The sequence below is a fragment of the Vibrio sp. 10N.261.51.C6 genome, assembly GCF_041471785.1.
GTDB lineage: Bacteria > Pseudomonadota > Gammaproteobacteria > Enterobacterales > Vibrionaceae > Vibrio > Vibrio crassostreae_C.
Genome location: NZ_JBFRPB010000069.1, coordinates 1 through 16,110, shown reverse-complemented (window position 1 = coordinate 16,110; position 16,110 = coordinate 1). Strand labels below are relative to the sequence as shown.

Sequence of the window (16,110 nt, the reverse complement as noted above, 5' to 3'; positions counted from 1 at the left end):
ATCGCTCGTGAGATCTAATTGACTTGTATTGGCTTGGACACGGAAGTGAGACACGCCAAGTAAGCTAAAAAAGGCAAGATAACAAACGTATGGAAACGAAATGACGACGAATCAGATTGAATTCAATATAGCGCCAGTCGCGGAATGCAGCGTTTTGGTGACGTTGACGCTATCGCCTTCAAATAATCAATCTAGCGCCGAATATGCGCAATACATAGCTCACTTTTCCGATGCCATTCGCCAAAACTTAGCATCGGTGTTGATGAATGTGACACCGGCTTACCAAACAATATTGGTCGACTACCTCCCTTATCGAATATCAGAACAGCAGCTCATTGAACAGCTCAATAATTTGTTGAGTCATGCTCTGTCGTCCTTTTCTAGTGTTAGTAAAACTCGCGATACGATTGAGCTTCCTGCCTATTACTCACCAGAAACGTCGCTCGATTTAGACCGATATCAAAACAAAGGCCTGTCGCTCGACCAGATAATTCAACATCACACCTCACAGACATACAGCGTCAGTGCGATTGGGTTTACGCCTGGCTTTGCCTTTATGTCGGATGTGGTTAATGAGCTTGCCTTGCCCCGTCACTCCACACCCCGCTTAATTGTGCCCAAAGGCAGTATCGCCATCGCGGATACGAAAACAGCTGTGTACCCTTCGGATTCACCGGGCGGTTGGAATATTATTGGCAATTGCCCACTTCCGTTGTTCGATCATAGCCAGTTGAAGAACGCCGATATCACGCAAAGACCACTGTCTCTGCTTAATGTTGGTGATACCGTCCGTTTCATAGCGATTTCAAAAAAAGAATTTGTAGAGTTGGGTGGAGGCATCGTAAATGGCTAAGACAAAAACTAAACCAACACTGACAGTGATTAAGCCCGGCCCGTTGAGTTTGATTCAAGACTTTGGGCGATTTGGTGTTGCTCATCTTGGATTAACGCAAGGTGGACCGGTTGATGACTACTCTTATAGCTGGGCTAACCATCTATTGGGCAACCCAGTCAACCAAGCGGCGTTGGAAATCACGCTTGGGCAATGTGCGTTGAGAATCGATTTTGATTGCGAGATGGCACTATGCGGGGGTGATTTACAAGCGAAACTCGATGGTAAACCACAGGCTAACTGGAGCACTTTTCAAGCTTTTAAGGGGCAAGTTCTCTCATTTGGTTTGCCTAAAAATGGTCTAAGGGCGTATTTAGCCATTAAGGGCGGTTTCGATGTTCCATCAACTCTTGATAGCTGCTCTACAGTCACTCGTGAAAAGATTGGTGGATTAACGCAAGATGGCGAGCCATGCCAGCAAGGGCAACAAATCGCTTTTACCCAACACCAACTCTCTCATCCATTTAAAGCGTTGAGTGTTACCTTCCGATACACGCCTGATTACAATCTACCCGTGAACCTACGAGTGATTGAAGGCTATCAAAGCGAGCGATTCTCCGAGTCAGCAAGAGAGATTTTGTATAACGCGCAGTATCACGTTGACCAAAACTCTAATCGGATGGGTTATCGACTCAGTGGCGAACCCGTCGACTCGCCTGACATTTCGCTATTGTCAGAAGGCATTGCCCTAGGTGCGATTCAAATTCCACAAGATGGACAGCCTATCGTGCTGCTTAATGATAGACAGACCATAGGTGGTTATCCGAAGATAGGATGTGTCGCCAGAATCGATTTACCACGCTTGGCGCAAGCAAAACCTGGACATGCGATATCGTTCAGCAAGGGCGATCGCTTGGGCTTACAAGATGTTTGGTGCCAATGGGCTCAGTTTTTCGGCTATTAGTTTTTGCGATGTGTTATGTGCTAAATGCTATGTAGCTGAGAATAATCAACTAGGAAGATGTCATTTAGATGAGGTTCGGTATCTAAGCAGATGTTGAAATGAAGATTCGGCTTACCTATTACAGTAAGCCGAATTGAAGAAATTAAACGCAGTCGATGATGATAGACTAATTATAGGCTATTAAGCGTGATCTTGACCTGACACCTTGGCAAGCGCTTCTGGGTATCCACGTTCTTGTGTCAAATCTATCGCTCTGTTTTCAATATCATTTAGATTAAGTGACATTGTCACTGAGTGTGTGTCTTCAATAGATGCCGCCTCTGATACATCAAACCATTGCTCAGCGACCTTTTGTGCCGCTTCTAATGTTGAAGAAGCTTTTACTACTTCAAGTCGAGCATAGCGATCCCCACAGAATGAAACGTCTGAAGCTCTTAAGCTTGGATCGGTTCCCGGAATCTGTTGTGCACCAAACAAAGGTTTACCACCGACCAATGCAGAACTGAAACTTGGGATGAACTGAGACATATGCGTTATTGCCGCGCGAGTTCTTAATTCAAGCTGATCTTCACTCCAACCCGATACGATTTTCTTAAGCAGCTTCGAAGGCAACTGTGGCTGTGACGAGTCTGTTGACGATGAAACAAGCCCACCCTCAAACAGAGTAATCCCTTCTGTCATGCCGTGAAGTTGGAACACACCATCAGCATACGGCGTTAATTGCGCCATGCCTTGCGGTGTGCCTCTCGGGCCATGGAAGATAACTTCTGGCCACTCTTCCTTACATTCTTGCGAATATGGCCACTCTGTAACGTATGCAGCTTTAAACTCAACAAGTCTTTGCTGCTTAGAGCCAACAAAGTCATCTACGATACCCGTTTCAAACCCACTCGCATTAATCAAGTAATCGGTCGTTAGTTGGCAGCTTTGGTTTTCGGCATCGGTATAAGTCAAAGACCAACCTTGACCTGTCGACTCAACAGATTGTAATCGGCTGTTGGTTAACACAGTACAGTTAGCTTGTTGCCCCAAAGAGAGTTGAGCGGTCGCAGAAAGTCGGAATACGCTCCAGCCATACTCTTGGACCATCGCAACAGGATACTTTAGGGTCTCTAAATCCGTATGCTTGGCGAAAGGAATACACCAATCATCAAGCGATGTTGGTTTCAGAGGCTGTGTTTTCGCAGAAAGTGCTAATAAATCTTCTTTGCTGTACAGCTTATAATACTCTTCCGGATCACCGAGCACTTGGTTGCTTTTATCTTGTTTAACAAGATCGGCATAAGCGCTTTTGATTATCTTGAGACGAGGAAGCAGATCCAACGGCTCTCCACCATCACTGTGCGGAACGGCGATGATTGTCGGACGAATATTGATCGTATGAGGGAATAAGCGGACGGTATCAATTGACTGTGTGAGCAATTGAAGACACTGCTCTACAGAAATATCTCGATACAAATTGCCGCCAGCGTGCAGGTGGCAAATTGGTGGACCATTAACCAAACTCGGCCCTTTTTCTAAGATAGTGACCTTAAAACCCAACTCACTAAAGTGAATCGCGCTCGTTGTTCCGGCAATACCACCACCAACAATGGCAATAGAAGGTTGATTTGTATCCGTTTTGTTGTGGTTCATCGTGTTCTGTAGAATAAGATTAACTGCCTCTATTCTACTTTTGTTCTGCGATGAATTAAAACACATTTTTATCAAGGTCTTAGATAGGCGGGATTTAATATCTATGTAAAAAACATAAATAATCTCTTGACTCAATAACTCCAGATAGGGTTTTAAAGGTTATTCTAACAGTCAAATTTGTCCTAAGTGACGCCACATAAAGGCTGCCTCAGTACTCTTAAAACATAGCGGTTAACTTATCCCTAAAGTTATCCACCGTTTTTGTGGATAACTGTTGATAACGTTCTTGCTAAGTTGCGCAAACCCTTTGTTTACAGGGACTAACCGCTGTTCATTAAATCGGCATTATTGGGTAATTAGTTTTAAAAAATGCTAAAAACAGTGGAATCTAAGGTGCGATATTTTTTACTTATGCTACCGGTTGGTTAAATAAAAAACGGTCTAAAGCGACGTATTATAAATAGTGCATGACTAAGTATAAATAATCTCACTTTTAGACCGTTTTAAGCGCTTGGCTAGATCTCGCTAACGACTAGCCAAAATCCTTGTTTACTGGTGCCAACAAACGTTTGATTAAGCTATTCACTACCGCGGCTAATGTGATGAACGTTAGCACCGGTAGCGCTATCCACAACATCGGGTGAAGTGAAGGTTGTAACTCAAAACCAAAGTTCATCACTCCTGCCACGCTGAGCTCAGAACCAAGGGCTGCAATTGAGCCTGCGACTAACGCCATTAAACCGTACTCACACCAAATAGTATTGAGAATTCGCTTCTTACTCGCGCCTAATGTTCGATACAAGCGTATCTCTTGTTGTCTTTGAGATAAGCTCAATCGCAATAGAGTGAAGATAAGCAACAGCCCCGCCACCACACCTAACGCCGCAAGTACGGTAATCGACCAAACAATCTGCTTAAGCAACTCTTGGATCTTGCTACCCATCTTACGAATATCCATCAAACTCACGGTTGGATGATTTCGAGAGAGTTCGTTGAGCATCTGATTGTGTTGTTCTTCTAATCTGAAGCTCACTAGCCAAGTAGAAGGGATTGAACTCAAGACATCTGGAGTAAAAATGAAGTAGAAGTTCGGCTTCATTTCTCGCCACTCGACTTTGCGGATGCTATTCACCTTGGCAGAAACATTCTGGCTGTTGATTGTGAATGACAGCTCATCGCCAATCTTTAGATCCAGTTGCTCCGCGACATCCGATTCTACAGATACGCCATGCTCTTGTGTCCAGCTGCCTTCTAATACTTCATTGTACTTAGGTAAGCTATCTCCCCAAGTGAAGTTGATCTCACGGCTTAGTGCGTCTGTTTCTCCAGAGGTATCACTGTATTCCGATGCTTCGACACCGTTTATCGTCGTCAGTCGTCCTCGGATAATTGGAAACGCTTGAGTACGCTCTACTTCGTTTGCATCAATCGTCTCGAGATAACTGTCTTTTTCATAGCTTGCAATGTTAAGTGCAAACGCATTTGGTGCGTTCTCGGGTAAGGTTTGCTGCCAATCTGACAGTAAATCACTTCTTACCAACCAGATGATAGACAGCAACATCAGTGAAAGCGCTAAAGAGCCAAATTGAATCCCCGTTGCTAAAGGTGTGCGATTAATTCTGCTCAATGCTAAACGCATAGACGTAGATGTCGGTAACTTGCCAACCAAACGCAGAACAAGCGTACTAACGACCGCAAGTACTAAGAACAGGCAAGCGATACCCGCTAGAACTATCCATACCAATAGATTGTCGCCATACATCAGCATCATTGGAATAATCGGTACCAGTAACAACAAATATTTCTTGTAGCTTTCATTGGACTGGTGACTTGATTGGATAACGCTGATTGCCGAGGTATTGACCAAGCCAATTAACGGGATACCAAGAGCAGGAACACCAATTAAGATGCTTGATAAAATCGCCAAGATTGCAGGTTCAATACCATAGCTAGGAAGTGGCGTTGGTAATAAGTCACCCAGAGGTATACGAAGCACAAACTCTAAGCCGATACCGATAGTTATTCCCAGTACTGCACCGATAACCACTAATAAAGATACCTGTACAGACAACCATTTAACGATCCACTGCTTGCTTGCACCCAAACTCTTAAGCATCGCGATGGTTTTACGGCGACTCGCAACATAATGTTGGCAAGTGAGTACCAAAGTGGTCGCAGCCATGATCACTACGATAGCTACCGTTAGTGATAAGTATTGAGTGGTGCTTTCGAACATGTCGTTGGTACGACTGGCTGAGTCTTGTGTACGCCAGCGGTCACTTGGTGTCAGTTCGATACTGTCTTGTGCGGCTTTGAGTTTCGATTCATCACCATTTAAAAACAATCTAAAGCTAACGCGACTGCCCGGTTGAATCGCTCCCGTGGCATCGATATCACTTGTATGAATCAGCACAGCTGGCATTTGTTGGAATGGGTTAAAGCTTAAGCCTGGTTCTTGAGTGATTCGTCCAGTTATCGCTAAATCGGCATCACCAATAGTGACATTGTCACCAATTTCAACCTCTAACTGTGCAAATATACGCTCGTCTAGCCAAAGTTCACCCGGCTCAACATGGTTACTTGATGCTTTATCAGCGCCCTCTAAGATCATTTCACCGCGTAATGGGTAATTACTTTCAACTGCTTTTACCGTCACTAACTGCATTGAGTTATCACTGAATGCCATGGTTGAAAAACGAGTCAACTGAGATCTTTCTAATTGTTCAACTTGAGTGAGGTCTAACAAGGATTGCGGAATTGGGTTTGCTGAGATAAACACGCTATCAGCAGTAAGCGCATCTTTGCCCTGTTTAACAATTACCTGCTCCATACGTTCGGCCAACGCCGACAATGCAAATACACAAGCAATAATAAGCGTTAAAGCGATTGAAACTGGCCACAACTGGCCGTGTCGAATCTCTTCGATACTCCATGAAAACAGGCGTTTATTCAGTCCGTTTGATGAATTCAATTTAGACTTCCTCTATCTGACCGACATGCATCTTGAGTGTTCTTTGGCAACGTTGTGCAAGCTTAGGATCGTGTGTCACCAAAACTAAAGTTGTGCCGTGGGATGAGTTCAATTCAAACAACAACTCGACAATTTTGGCAGCAGTTTGTTGGTCTAGGTTGCCTGTGGGTTCATCGGCAAAAAGAATTTTTGGCTTAATCATAAATGCGCGCGCCAACGCGACCCTTTGTTGCTCACCACCCGATAGTTGAGACGGCAAGTGATCAAGCCTGTCTTTCAAGCCTACTGATTCAAGCAGAGCAGTCGCGCGTTCGATGTCTTCGTCTGCTCCCTTCAACAAACAAGGTAACGTGACATTTTGCAGCGCAGAAAGGCTTGGAATTAACAAGAAGCTTTGAAATACAAACCCTACCGATTCACTGCGGATCTTAGCCCTTGCCTCATCATCAAGCTGTGAAAGTGGCTGTCCTAATAAACTGATTTCGCCTTTCGTTGGTACATCAAGACCAGCTAACAGCGTCATTAGGGTCGATTTACCTGCACCAGACGTGCCTACGATCGCGACCGTTTCGCCTTCACGAATATCGATATCAACGTGCTCTAGGATTGTTAAATGTTCTTGATTAGTAGACACTGTCTTGGAAACAGCTTCTGCTTTAATGATGGATGTATGCATGACTCGACTAATTTCCTTTTTATTTTTTATTTTATTTTCAACCGCTTCTTTAGCTCAAGGCTCTGCGTCAGCTCAAGATTCAAAGTTATTGGTACTTGGCGATAGTTTGAGTGCTGGTTACAACATGGACATCAAACAGAGTTGGCCAAGTTTGTTGCCAGACGCGCTAGCAAAACATGATAAAGCGGTTACCGTGGTTAACGGGAGTATTTCTGGTGATACAACGGGCAATGGTTTAGCCCGCCTACCACAATTGCTTGAAGAACATGCTCCAGACACCGTTCTTATCGAACTTGGTGCGAATGATGGACTTCGTGGTTTCCCACCTAAGCTGATGTCTGCAAATCTTGAGCAGATCATTGAGCAGATAAAAGCTGCGGGCGCCAAACCGATCATGATGCAGATTAAAATTCCGCCAAATTACGGTAAGCGTTATAACCAACAGTTTGAGTACGTTTTTGCGGCTTTAGCTGATCAACAAAATGTGCCGCTTCTGCCGTTCTTTCTAGAACATATCATCCTTAAACCTGAGTGGATGATGAACGATGGCTTGCATCCTAAACCAGAAGCTCAACCTTGGATCGCTGAATTCGTCGCCGAAGAATTATATCAGTATCTTTAAGTTTTAATGGTCTAGCTCAATAAATTTTACACAGCTTTACGTTAGCCTGAGTGCATATCACCGTTAACTGTAAGGTTATTTATGCTGATCGAACCTGTTATCAAGGGTGTGGTAGCCAAAAGCGCTCACCCTCTTGGCTGTCAAGAATCCGTAAAGCAACAAATCAAGTTTGTTAAGAGTGCGCCGCAAATCAAAGATGGCCCTAAACGAGTACTGATCATCGGCGCTTCCTCTGGATTCGGCCTTGCCGCTCGTATTGCCCTTACCTTTGGCGGCGCAAAAGCTGACACTATCGGCGTCTCATTCGAGCGCGGTCCAAACGAAAAATCCCTAGGTAGTGCTGGTTGGTACAACAACATCTACTTCAAAAAAGAAGCCGAACGAGAGCAACGCACTGCTATCAACATCGTTGGCGACGCATTTTCGCAAGAAACACGCTCACAAGTTGTCGAAGCCATTGAAACCTACTTCGAAGGTGAAGTGGATCTGATTATCTATAGCTTAGCTGCAGGCGTTCGTCCTAAACCAGATTCCGATGAGTTTTGGCGCTCTGCCATCAAACCTATTGGTGAAAGCGTAACTGGCGCAACCATTTCTCTGGAACACGACAACTGGGTCACCAACACGCTTGAAGCCGCGACGGAAGAAGAAGCCGAAAGCACACTCAAAGTGATGGGAGGCGAAGATTGGGAACAATGGATAGATGAGCTCATCAACGCAGAATCTATTGCTCCGGGTTGTAAGACAATCGCGTTTTCTTATGTGGGTCCAGAAGTCACACATCCTATCTATTTAGACGGTACATTGGGACGCGCTAAGATCGACCTTCACCAAACCAGCCACGCTCTTAATCTAGAGTTAGCTAACTTTGATGGCAACGCTTACGCGGCGGTATGTAAAGCCCTAGTCACTAAAGCGAGCGTTTTCATCCCTGGATTAAGCCCTTACTTACTTGCTTTGTATAAGGTGATGAAAGAGAAAGAGACCCACGAAGGTTGTATCCAACAAATGCAGCGTCTGTTTGGCAGTAAACTTTATGGTCAATCCAAAGTACCACTTGATGGTGAGCGATTGATCCGTATGGATGATTGGGAATTAGACCCAGAAACCCAAGCGCACGTAACTGAACTGCTAGAAAAGATGGACGAAAATAACTTCCAAACCTTAGGGGATTACCAAGGGTTTAAAGAAGAATTTCTACAATTAAATGGGTTTGCTCAACCATCGGTAGATTATAGCCAGAAACTTAATACAGAAGATTTTATAAAGTTAAAGCCTTAATCTAAAATTATCTCATTACTGAGACCCGGATTCACATTTGAAAACCTCTGCATAATTGCGGAGGTTTTTTCGTGCAACATTTCTTATACTTATTAAACGTAAGGTTCATAGTTTTCTTTGGTTCATCATAATTAACACAGGATGTGTTGATGCATTTAGCATAATTGACTCGGAGTCATATGAAGAAAATAAAAACTCTCGATTTAGATATCCCAGACGATATGGAGCACGGTTGGCAGAATATTGTCGACCTCTTAGCTCAAATTACTCAAGTGCCCGCAGCACTAATCATGCGTGTTCACGCCAATTACATTGAAGTTTTTTCAACCAGTCGTAGCGAGAACAACCCATACAACAAAGGTGATTCTGAAACGCTGGGGAATGGGCTGTACTGCGAAACAGTGATGGAAACTCAACGACAGCTTCTTGTGCCTAACGCGCTTGCCGATCCTAAGTGGGACAACAACCCAGACATCAAACTCGGCTTAGTCTCCTATTGTGGTATTCCATTACTTTGGCCTAACGGTGAACTGTTTGGCACCATTTGTATCTTGGACTCGAAAGAGAATCACTACACCCCTACTTATATCAAACTGTTAGAGAGCTTTCGGACTTCGATTGAATCTCAGCTTAAAACCCTATTCCAACACGCCAAGCTTACCCAAATGAATCGCGACCTAAAAAACCGCGTTTACAATCGCACTAAAGATCTCGCGAGCCTTAATTACTCGTTGAATCAAGAAATTGATAAACGAAAAGCGGCTGAACAGAAGATTAACTTCCAAAAGAATCACGACCTCGGCACCGGCTTTTTAAACCGAAACGCATTTGAATCTCGCTTAAACCACAAGCTACTGTCACAGAGAAGGCTGACAGACAGCTCATTTGCAGTCGTTCATATTGGTTTTACCAACGGTAGACGCATACAAGCACGCTACGGCTATAACGCGTTAGACCAAGTGCTTGTTGAATACCGAAAACGCATCGACTGTATTTCTGATATCGATGTATTAACTGCACGCCCTACTTCGGTTGACCTCGTATTGGCGTTTAGCGTTAAAGATTTACACCATCGCCTTGAAGAACTTTGCCAGACGCTCGTTAAAGTTGGTCATTCAGAATTCGACATCGAAAGTGACAAAGTGCATTTGCACGCGTTTATTGGGATTGCAATTACGAACGACGAAGATGACGCGGAAAGCATTCTGCAGAAATCTTCTGAAGCGATGTTAGCCTGCAAAGATTCAGGACAAAAGTTCGCTTACTACTCTCAATCCCATACCGAAGAACAAACTCACATTAATAAGATCGAAGGCTATTTGCTTCAAGCCGTTCGTAATGATGACCTTATGCTCTACTTTCAACCCAAAGTTAGCCCGTTGACGCATCGCTGGGTCGGTGCTGAAGCTTTGCTTCGTTGGCGACATCCTGTTTTGGGTGATATCTCTAACGAAACCCTGATCCACATGGCTGAACAAAACGGTTTGATTTTCGAAGTGGGCAGCTTTGTTTTACGCAATGCGATTGAAAAAGCCAAAGAGTGGTCCGAATACGTTGAAGATTTCAAGATGGCTGTGAATGTGTCTGCAATTCAACTCAAGAACGTACACTTTGCGGAACAAGTGGTTCACCTACTCGAAACCTATCATTTAGAGCCTCGTTTCTTAGAACTTGAAGTTACGGAGAGTGGACTGATAGCAGATGAAGTGGTTGCCAAGAATACCTTGGGATCTTTGCACGATATTGGCGTTACATTGTCACTAGATGACTTCGGTACGGGCTACGCCTCCTTCAGTTATCTGAAGAAGTTCCCATTCGACACCATTAAGATTGATAAGAGCTTTATCGACCAAATACTCAACTCACACGAAGACTCGGAAATTGTTCGTTCTATTGTCCAAATTGCCAAAAAGCTCGACTTAAAAGTGACGATTGAAGGCATAGAAACGGAGGTTCAGGAGCAATTTATTATTAACGAAGGCTGCGATGTGGGTCAAGGTTACCTTTACGGAAGACCAATGCCGAGCCAAGAATTCGAACACAGCTTAATCAATCAAAACTATTTGGGGACAACTCGTTACGCTTAAAGCGAAAAAGAGCAGTTAGTTTTGGATTTAGGCCTACTTTCTCTTTACTCTAAAGGTGGTGATTTTTATAATCGCCGCCTTTCTGTTTTTATCTTTCCCCTTATATAGGCATTCCTCGTTATGGATCAGTTGACTGCAAAGCTTAAAAAGCTCGAAAAACAAAACTACCGTGCATATCAACAAATTAAAGGTCAATACGACTTTGCTGATTTTGAATTACACATCGACCACATCCAAGGTGACCCATACGCGTCAGCTTCTCGTTTTCGTGCAACGCGCGCGTGGTCTTTGACCGGGTTAGATTGGCTGAAAGAAAAATCTTACGAATACCAAGTAGCCGCTCGTGACTTTATCGCACGTAGCTTCTCTGAGTTCGCGAAACAAGAGTCGACCGTTTCTATCGCGCTGACGGGGCAAACCGTATTAGACAACACAGCTGTTGTATTCACAGACCACGGCATCGAAATTCGTTTCCGTATTAATTTACCAGCTGATGGTCGTAGCATTCTTGCTAAGAAAGCGAACAACATCATCACTTTCTACTTACCGAAGTTTATTCGTCGCGCGACGCTTGAGCGTGAGTTAAACATCGATGCAATGATCAAACATTGTGAAACGATTGAAGACCAAGAAGCGCTGCGTGCTCAATTGGATGAAAACAACCTAGCCGCTTTCGTTGCAAACGGCAGTGTGTTACCTCGTATCGCGGGTAACTGCGACCTTCCAATGAAAGACGCGGTACCTTTCGCGGCTCCAGAATCATTGAGTGTTACGTTAAATACTCCAAACCAAGGTGACGTGACCGGCCTAGGCATTCCAAAAGGCATTACGCTGATCGTTGGTGGTGGTTTCCATGGTAAATCGACACTGTTGAACGCCGTTGAACGTTCTATCTACAACCATATTCCTGGTGACGGTCGCGAAGGCATTGTAACTGCGATTGATACGATGAAGATCCGCGCTGAAGATGGTCGATGTGTGCACAGCTTGAACCTGTCAAACTACATCAACCATTTACCAATGCAGAAAGACACATCTGACTTCAGCACACAAGATGCGTCAGGTTCTACGTCTCAAGCGGCTTGGTTACAAGAATCGATTGAAGCCGGCGTTCAAACTCTACTTATCGATGAAGATACGTCAGCGACTAACTTCATGATTCGTGACGAGCGTATGCAAGCGCTAGTGTCAAAAGGCGATGAGCCAATCACACCACTTGTCGACCGCATTGGTCAGCTTCGTGAAGAGATGGATATCTCTACCATTGTTGTAATGGGTGGCTCTGGTGATTACCTAGATGTCGCGAACACTGTGATTCAAATGCACGACTACCAAGCGGTAGATGTGACTGAAAAAGCAAAAGACGTGATTGCTCAGCACCCTACTCAGCGTACTAACGAATGTGAAACTGCTTTAGAAACGTTTGTACCGCGTTCATTGAACCGTGCTTCACTGATGAACATTCTGACTGACGGTAAATTCCGTGTTAATGCTAAAGGCAAAGAGTCACTGCGTTTTGGTAAAGAGTTTGCAGACCTTTCTGCGCTTGAGCAATTAGAATCACCGTCTGAAGTGAATGCGATCGGTTGGGCTTGGTTCCAATTCGCACAAACTCCAGGTTGGTCAAACAACCCTGCTAAAGAGTTTAACGCTATTTTAGAAAACGAATGGCACGCTAACATGCCTAACTACGGTGACCTAGCGAAACCAAGAACGTTAGATGTGATGGCTGCTCTGAACCGTATGCGTAAATCTCAGTTCAAGCCTTCGAACTGATTTCGTTAAATATCGGATTTATTGTGCTTCTAGGTTTTTGAAGTTTTAATCTTCTAATTTACTAAAGCTTCTAAGCCACTAAATAAGCAAATTAACCTTCTACGGCTCTCATTCTGAGGGCCGTAAATTTATCTAACCTCTTTTGACCTAACCTCTAGTGTCGTCAAAACTCTTGAACTTTATAAATTCATAAAACCAATCTTTACATCAATTACTTATCATCTTTTGTAATGAGAAAATTAAAGGCACTGTTTACCGCCATCTAATGCTGTCGATCCCTAAAAACATGACACAGCTTTTACAAAACCCTAGTGATATTCAGATAAAGTCCCGATTCGATAAGTGTAACCAAATGTAACAGACCCTTGAGGCTTCAATGAATCATAAACGCGTTAAGATGCGTGACCATAAAATCGAAGTGAACCTATTCAAAAACCGCGTAATCGTCGCGTTTTGTGGGATCTTGATGTTCACTCTTGTCTTAGTCGGCAATCTATACCGACTTCAAGTTGAAAATTTTAAAAGCTATCAAACTCGTGCCGATGGCAACAGAATCAAAGTATTACCTATCGCCCCTACTCGTGGACTTATTTACGACCGTAACGGCGTGTTGCTTGCAGAGAACAAGCTTGTCTTTGATCTAACCATGATTCCTGAGCAAACCGATGATGTCGATGCAATGCTCACCAAGCTAGACAAATATGTCCCCCGTGATGCAGAGCAGATCGCTCGTTTCAAAAAACGCTATCACAACACCCGCCGTTTTAAATCTGTGACTATTCTAGAGAACTTAACGGAGGAAGAGATCGCCAAGTTCTCCGTGCACCAGTACCAGTTCCCCGGCTTATCTATCGATACCAGCTTAAAGCGTTTTTACCCGAATGGTGAGGTGCTTACCCATGTTCTTGGTTACGTGGCGCACATCAATGATAGCGATCTCAGAAAGCTTGAAGAACAAGGGATAGAAGCGAATTATCAAGCTACAACAATCATAGGAAAACTGGGTGTTGAACGTTATTACGAAGATATTCTGCACGGCACCAAAGGTTATCAAGAAGTCGAAGTAAACAGCCGTGGGCGAATAGTCCGAACCATTGAGTACGTGCCGCCAGTAGCTGGTAAAGATATCGTGTTAAATATTGACCTTGAGCTGCAAAAATACGTCTTTGAGCAACTTGATCACCGAACTGGAAGCGCGGTTATTCTCGATCCGAAAGACAACAGCGTGTTGGCGATGGCATCAAGCCCGAGTTACGACCCTAACCTATTTGTCGACGGCATTTCGAGTAAGAACTACCAACGTTTATTGAATGATCCGGCTCACCCGTTGGTTAACCGCACCACTCTAGGCGTTTATCCTCCTGCCTCAACCGTTAAACCATTTATGGCTGTGGCAGGACTGCAAGAACATGTCATCTCTGAAGATACCATCCGTAACGACCATGGCGTTTGGAGAATTCCTGGCTCTAAACGAAACTCCAAATCGTGGCGTGACTGGAAACGTTGGGGTCACGGACCTGTCGATGTCACTCAAGCCATTGAAGAGTCGGTAGATTCATTCTTCTATCAAACCGCTTTCGATTTGGGTATTGACCGAATTTCAAGTTGGATGAACCGATTTGGATTTGGTGAACCGACAGGCATTGATATCTATGAAGAAAGTACCGCCAACATGCCGACTCGAGAATGGAAGATGATGCGTTATCGCACCCCTTGGTATCAGGGTGACACAGTTCCGATTGGTATTGGCCAAGGTTATTGGACATCGACACCTATGCAACTTGCTAAAGCAACATCAGTATTAGTTAATCATGGTAAGGTGATGCCCCCTCATATCTTGAGAGCAACCTTAGATCACGGCGAAGATTTCAGTACACAACAACTTGTCGAACCGGAGCCAATGCCCTCAATCACCGAAGTGCCGGATAGAATTTGGGATGTACCAATCAACGCGATGCGACTCGTGAACCACGGAAGTAGAGGCAGCGGCAGACGTGCATTTAAGGGAACTGACTATACGAGCGGCGGAAAATCAGGAACTTCACAAGTCTTTGATCTTGCGAAAGATCAGGTCTACAACTCGAAGAAACTCGCTAGGCATTTACTTGACCACGCGCTTTACACGGCTTTCGCACCGTATGAACACCCTGAATATGTCGCAACTGTGGTCATTGAACACGGTAACGGCGGTTCAAAAGTCGGTGCGCCTTATATCCGTAAAGTACTCGACTATGCCTTTGAACATAAAAGTGGCGAGAGCAAAGATCACTCCTAACACCAATAACTTAAGTCGCTACAGCACATAACGTAGTTACCCAAAACATACCGTAATAATGACAAAGCCCCACTTGTGTCACTCACAATGTGGGGCTTTCTGTTTTAGGGTTCTAAGCAATTAGACAGCTAAAAATGCCTGTCGATTATGAGCTTCTTAATACATGCCATGCTTCACAGAGCGTCTGAAATTTTGCGGTGTTGCCTTCGTCTCTGTCCGGATGCCATCTCAATGCCAGTTGTCGCCAACGTTTTCTAATTTCATGGTGTGTCGCGTCTAAAGGTAACTCAAACAGGTTCAATGCTCGACTTCGATCCATATCGAGTTCATCACCACCCACATACTTTCTATACCGAGTCCAAAATTCGTTCAACAGCCTTTTGACTTCACCTTCATCCGCTTCATAGTTAACCCAATTAATGTAGTATTCTCGAAGTGGGTCTTGATGATCGATGCTGTGACTGCTTCCGTGATAACGACCATTCATCAATTCGATGTCCATCGCTTGGACTTGGAGCCAACCATCTGGGTGTAAGGTTTCTTGAAGCTGATAAAGCGCATTCATGATAAGGAAGTTCTTTTTAAACAACTCTTTCTCAGGCACAGCATCCAACACTGGCACAAACCCAAGATCGTTCAGATGAGCTGCCAATGTGTGTACTTTCCATCCGCTTGGTTTTTGCTTGAGCACTTCCATTATCGGCCAAAGCAATGGGTTTTCCATATGGCAATGAAAGTTTGCTCTCACATCTTGATAATTCGACATAGTTGACTCAGTTAGCTTCTCTGAATTAATGGATTTCTAGAAATGTGGATACTATAAGTAACCTGTTTCGCATCCGTTGCGTATCTTCTTTAATTGAAAGCGATTTTCTAAGATTTGTCGAGCTTAAGGACAAACAACTTTCTAACGTTTGGCTTAAAGGCACCTTTTATCGTCAAAACTGAGTACCATTTCGTTGAATACAACCATTAGGGCGTGTTGACCTTT

At 44.1% G+C, this 16,110-nt stretch carries 11 protein-coding genes; 7 read left to right on the top strand and 4 right to left on the bottom strand.

Annotated features, from left to right (window positions below; translation table 11 throughout):
- The first annotated feature begins 100 nt into the window (after positions 1–100).
- Entirely contained in the window at positions 101–853 is a 753-nt protein-coding gene (locus AB4375_RS18410; protein WP_017069911.1) for an allophanate hydrolase subunit 1, read from the top strand.
- Complete coding sequence (locus AB4375_RS18405) at positions 846–1,796, top strand: biotin-dependent carboxyltransferase family protein (RefSeq protein WP_372052236.1); 951 nt, start codon at positions 846–848, stop codon at positions 1,794–1,796. Before AB4375_RS18410 ends, AB4375_RS18405 begins: the two co-directional genes overlap by 8 nt.
- Before the next feature lie 180 nt (positions 1,797–1,976).
- On the opposite strand, the gene AB4375_RS18400 is transcribed toward AB4375_RS18405, so the two are convergent.
- From AB4375_RS18400 to AB4375_RS18390, 3 genes are all read right to left on the bottom strand, one after another.
- Complete coding sequence (locus AB4375_RS18400) at positions 1,977–3,431, bottom strand: FAD-dependent oxidoreductase (RefSeq protein ID WP_017060081.1); 1,455 nt, start codon at positions 3,429–3,431, stop codon at positions 1,977–1,979.
- Positions 3,432–3,963: 532 nt separating this feature from the next.
- Positions 3,964–6,402 carry an ABC transporter permease gene (locus AB4375_RS18395; RefSeq protein ID WP_372052235.1) on the bottom strand — a complete coding sequence of 813 codons (2,439 nt, stop codon included), beginning with the start codon at positions 6,400–6,402 and terminating at the stop codon, positions 3,964–3,966.
- A 1-nt stretch (position 6,403) separates the two neighbouring features.
- Positions 6,404–7,078, bottom strand: a complete 675-nt coding sequence (locus tag AB4375_RS18390; RefSeq protein WP_017067780.1) for an ABC transporter ATP-binding protein — start codon at positions 7,076–7,078, stop codon at positions 6,404–6,406.
- Here AB4375_RS18390 and AB4375_RS18385 point away from each other — a divergent pair.
- The 5 genes from AB4375_RS18385 to mrdA all read left to right on the top strand — a co-directional run bounded on the left by AB4375_RS18385 (position 7,077) and on the right by mrdA (position 15,119).
- The gene (locus AB4375_RS18385) at positions 7,077–7,700 is read left to right on the top strand and encodes an arylesterase (protein ID WP_017069908.1); all 624 of its coding nucleotides are present in this window, start codon (positions 7,077–7,079) and stop codon (positions 7,698–7,700) included. The two genes, AB4375_RS18390 and AB4375_RS18385, sit on opposite strands and share 2 nt — an antisense overlap.
- Before the next feature lie 81 nt (positions 7,701–7,781).
- A complete protein-coding gene (fabV, locus tag AB4375_RS18380; RefSeq protein WP_372052234.1) occupies positions 7,782–8,981 on the top strand; it encodes an enoyl-ACP reductase FabV in 1,200 nt (399 codons plus the stop codon).
- 179 nt (positions 8,982–9,160) lie between these two features.
- Positions 9,161–11,068 (top strand): EAL domain-containing protein, encoded by a 1,908-nt coding sequence (locus tag AB4375_RS18375; protein ID WP_372052233.1) that lies wholly within the window; start codon positions 9,161–9,163, stop codon positions 11,066–11,068.
- Positions 11,069–11,188: 120 nt separating this feature from the next.
- On the top strand, positions 11,189–12,844 hold the full coding sequence (locus AB4375_RS18370; protein WP_017060076.1) for an ABC-ATPase domain-containing protein: 1,656 nt from the start codon (positions 11,189–11,191) through the stop codon (positions 12,842–12,844).
- A gap of 376 nt (positions 12,845–13,220) precedes the next feature.
- A complete protein-coding gene (gene mrdA, locus AB4375_RS18365) occupies positions 13,221–15,119 on the top strand; it encodes a penicillin-binding protein 2 (RefSeq protein ID WP_372052231.1) in 1,899 nt (632 codons plus the stop codon).
- A 145-nt stretch (positions 15,120–15,264) separates the two neighbouring features.
- Here the strand turns inward: mrdA and AB4375_RS18360 are convergent, their stop codons facing one another.
- Entirely contained in the window at positions 15,265–15,885 is a 621-nt protein-coding gene (locus AB4375_RS18360; protein ID WP_029235437.1) for a DNA-J related domain-containing protein, read from the bottom strand.
- Positions 15,886–16,110: the final 225 nt, after the last annotated feature.

What these genes read in the sequence shown, in the direction of transcription:
- AB4375_RS18410 (WP_017069911.1), top strand. Translation starts at nt 101, where the DNA reads ATGACGACGAATCAGATTGAATTCAATATAGCGCCAGTCGCGGAATGC.
- AB4375_RS18405 (WP_372052236.1), top strand. Translation starts at nt 846, where the DNA reads ATGGCTAAGACAAAAACTAAACCAACACTGACAGTGATTAAGCCCGGC.
- AB4375_RS18400 (WP_017060081.1), bottom strand. Translation starts at nt 3,431, where the DNA reads ATGAACCACAACAAAACGGATACAAATCAACCTTCTATTGCCATTGTT.
- AB4375_RS18385 (WP_017069908.1), top strand. Translation starts at nt 7,077, where the DNA reads ATGACTCGACTAATTTCCTTTTTATTTTTTATTTTATTTTCAACCGCT.
- AB4375_RS18390 (WP_017067780.1), bottom strand. Translation starts at nt 7,078, where the DNA reads ATGCATACATCCATCATTAAAGCAGAAGCTGTTTCCAAGACAGTGTCT.
- fabV (WP_372052234.1), top strand. Translation starts at nt 7,782, where the DNA reads ATGCTGATCGAACCTGTTATCAAGGGTGTGGTAGCCAAAAGCGCTCAC.
- AB4375_RS18375 (WP_372052233.1), top strand. Translation starts at nt 9,161, where the DNA reads ATGAAGAAAATAAAAACTCTCGATTTAGATATCCCAGACGATATGGAG.
- AB4375_RS18370 (WP_017060076.1), top strand. Translation starts at nt 11,189, where the DNA reads ATGGATCAGTTGACTGCAAAGCTTAAAAAGCTCGAAAAACAAAACTAC.
- mrdA (WP_372052231.1), top strand. Translation starts at nt 13,221, where the DNA reads ATGAATCATAAACGCGTTAAGATGCGTGACCATAAAATCGAAGTGAAC.
- AB4375_RS18360 (WP_029235437.1), bottom strand. Translation starts at nt 15,885, where the DNA reads ATGTCGAATTATCAAGATGTGAGAGCAAACTTTCATTGCCATATGGAA.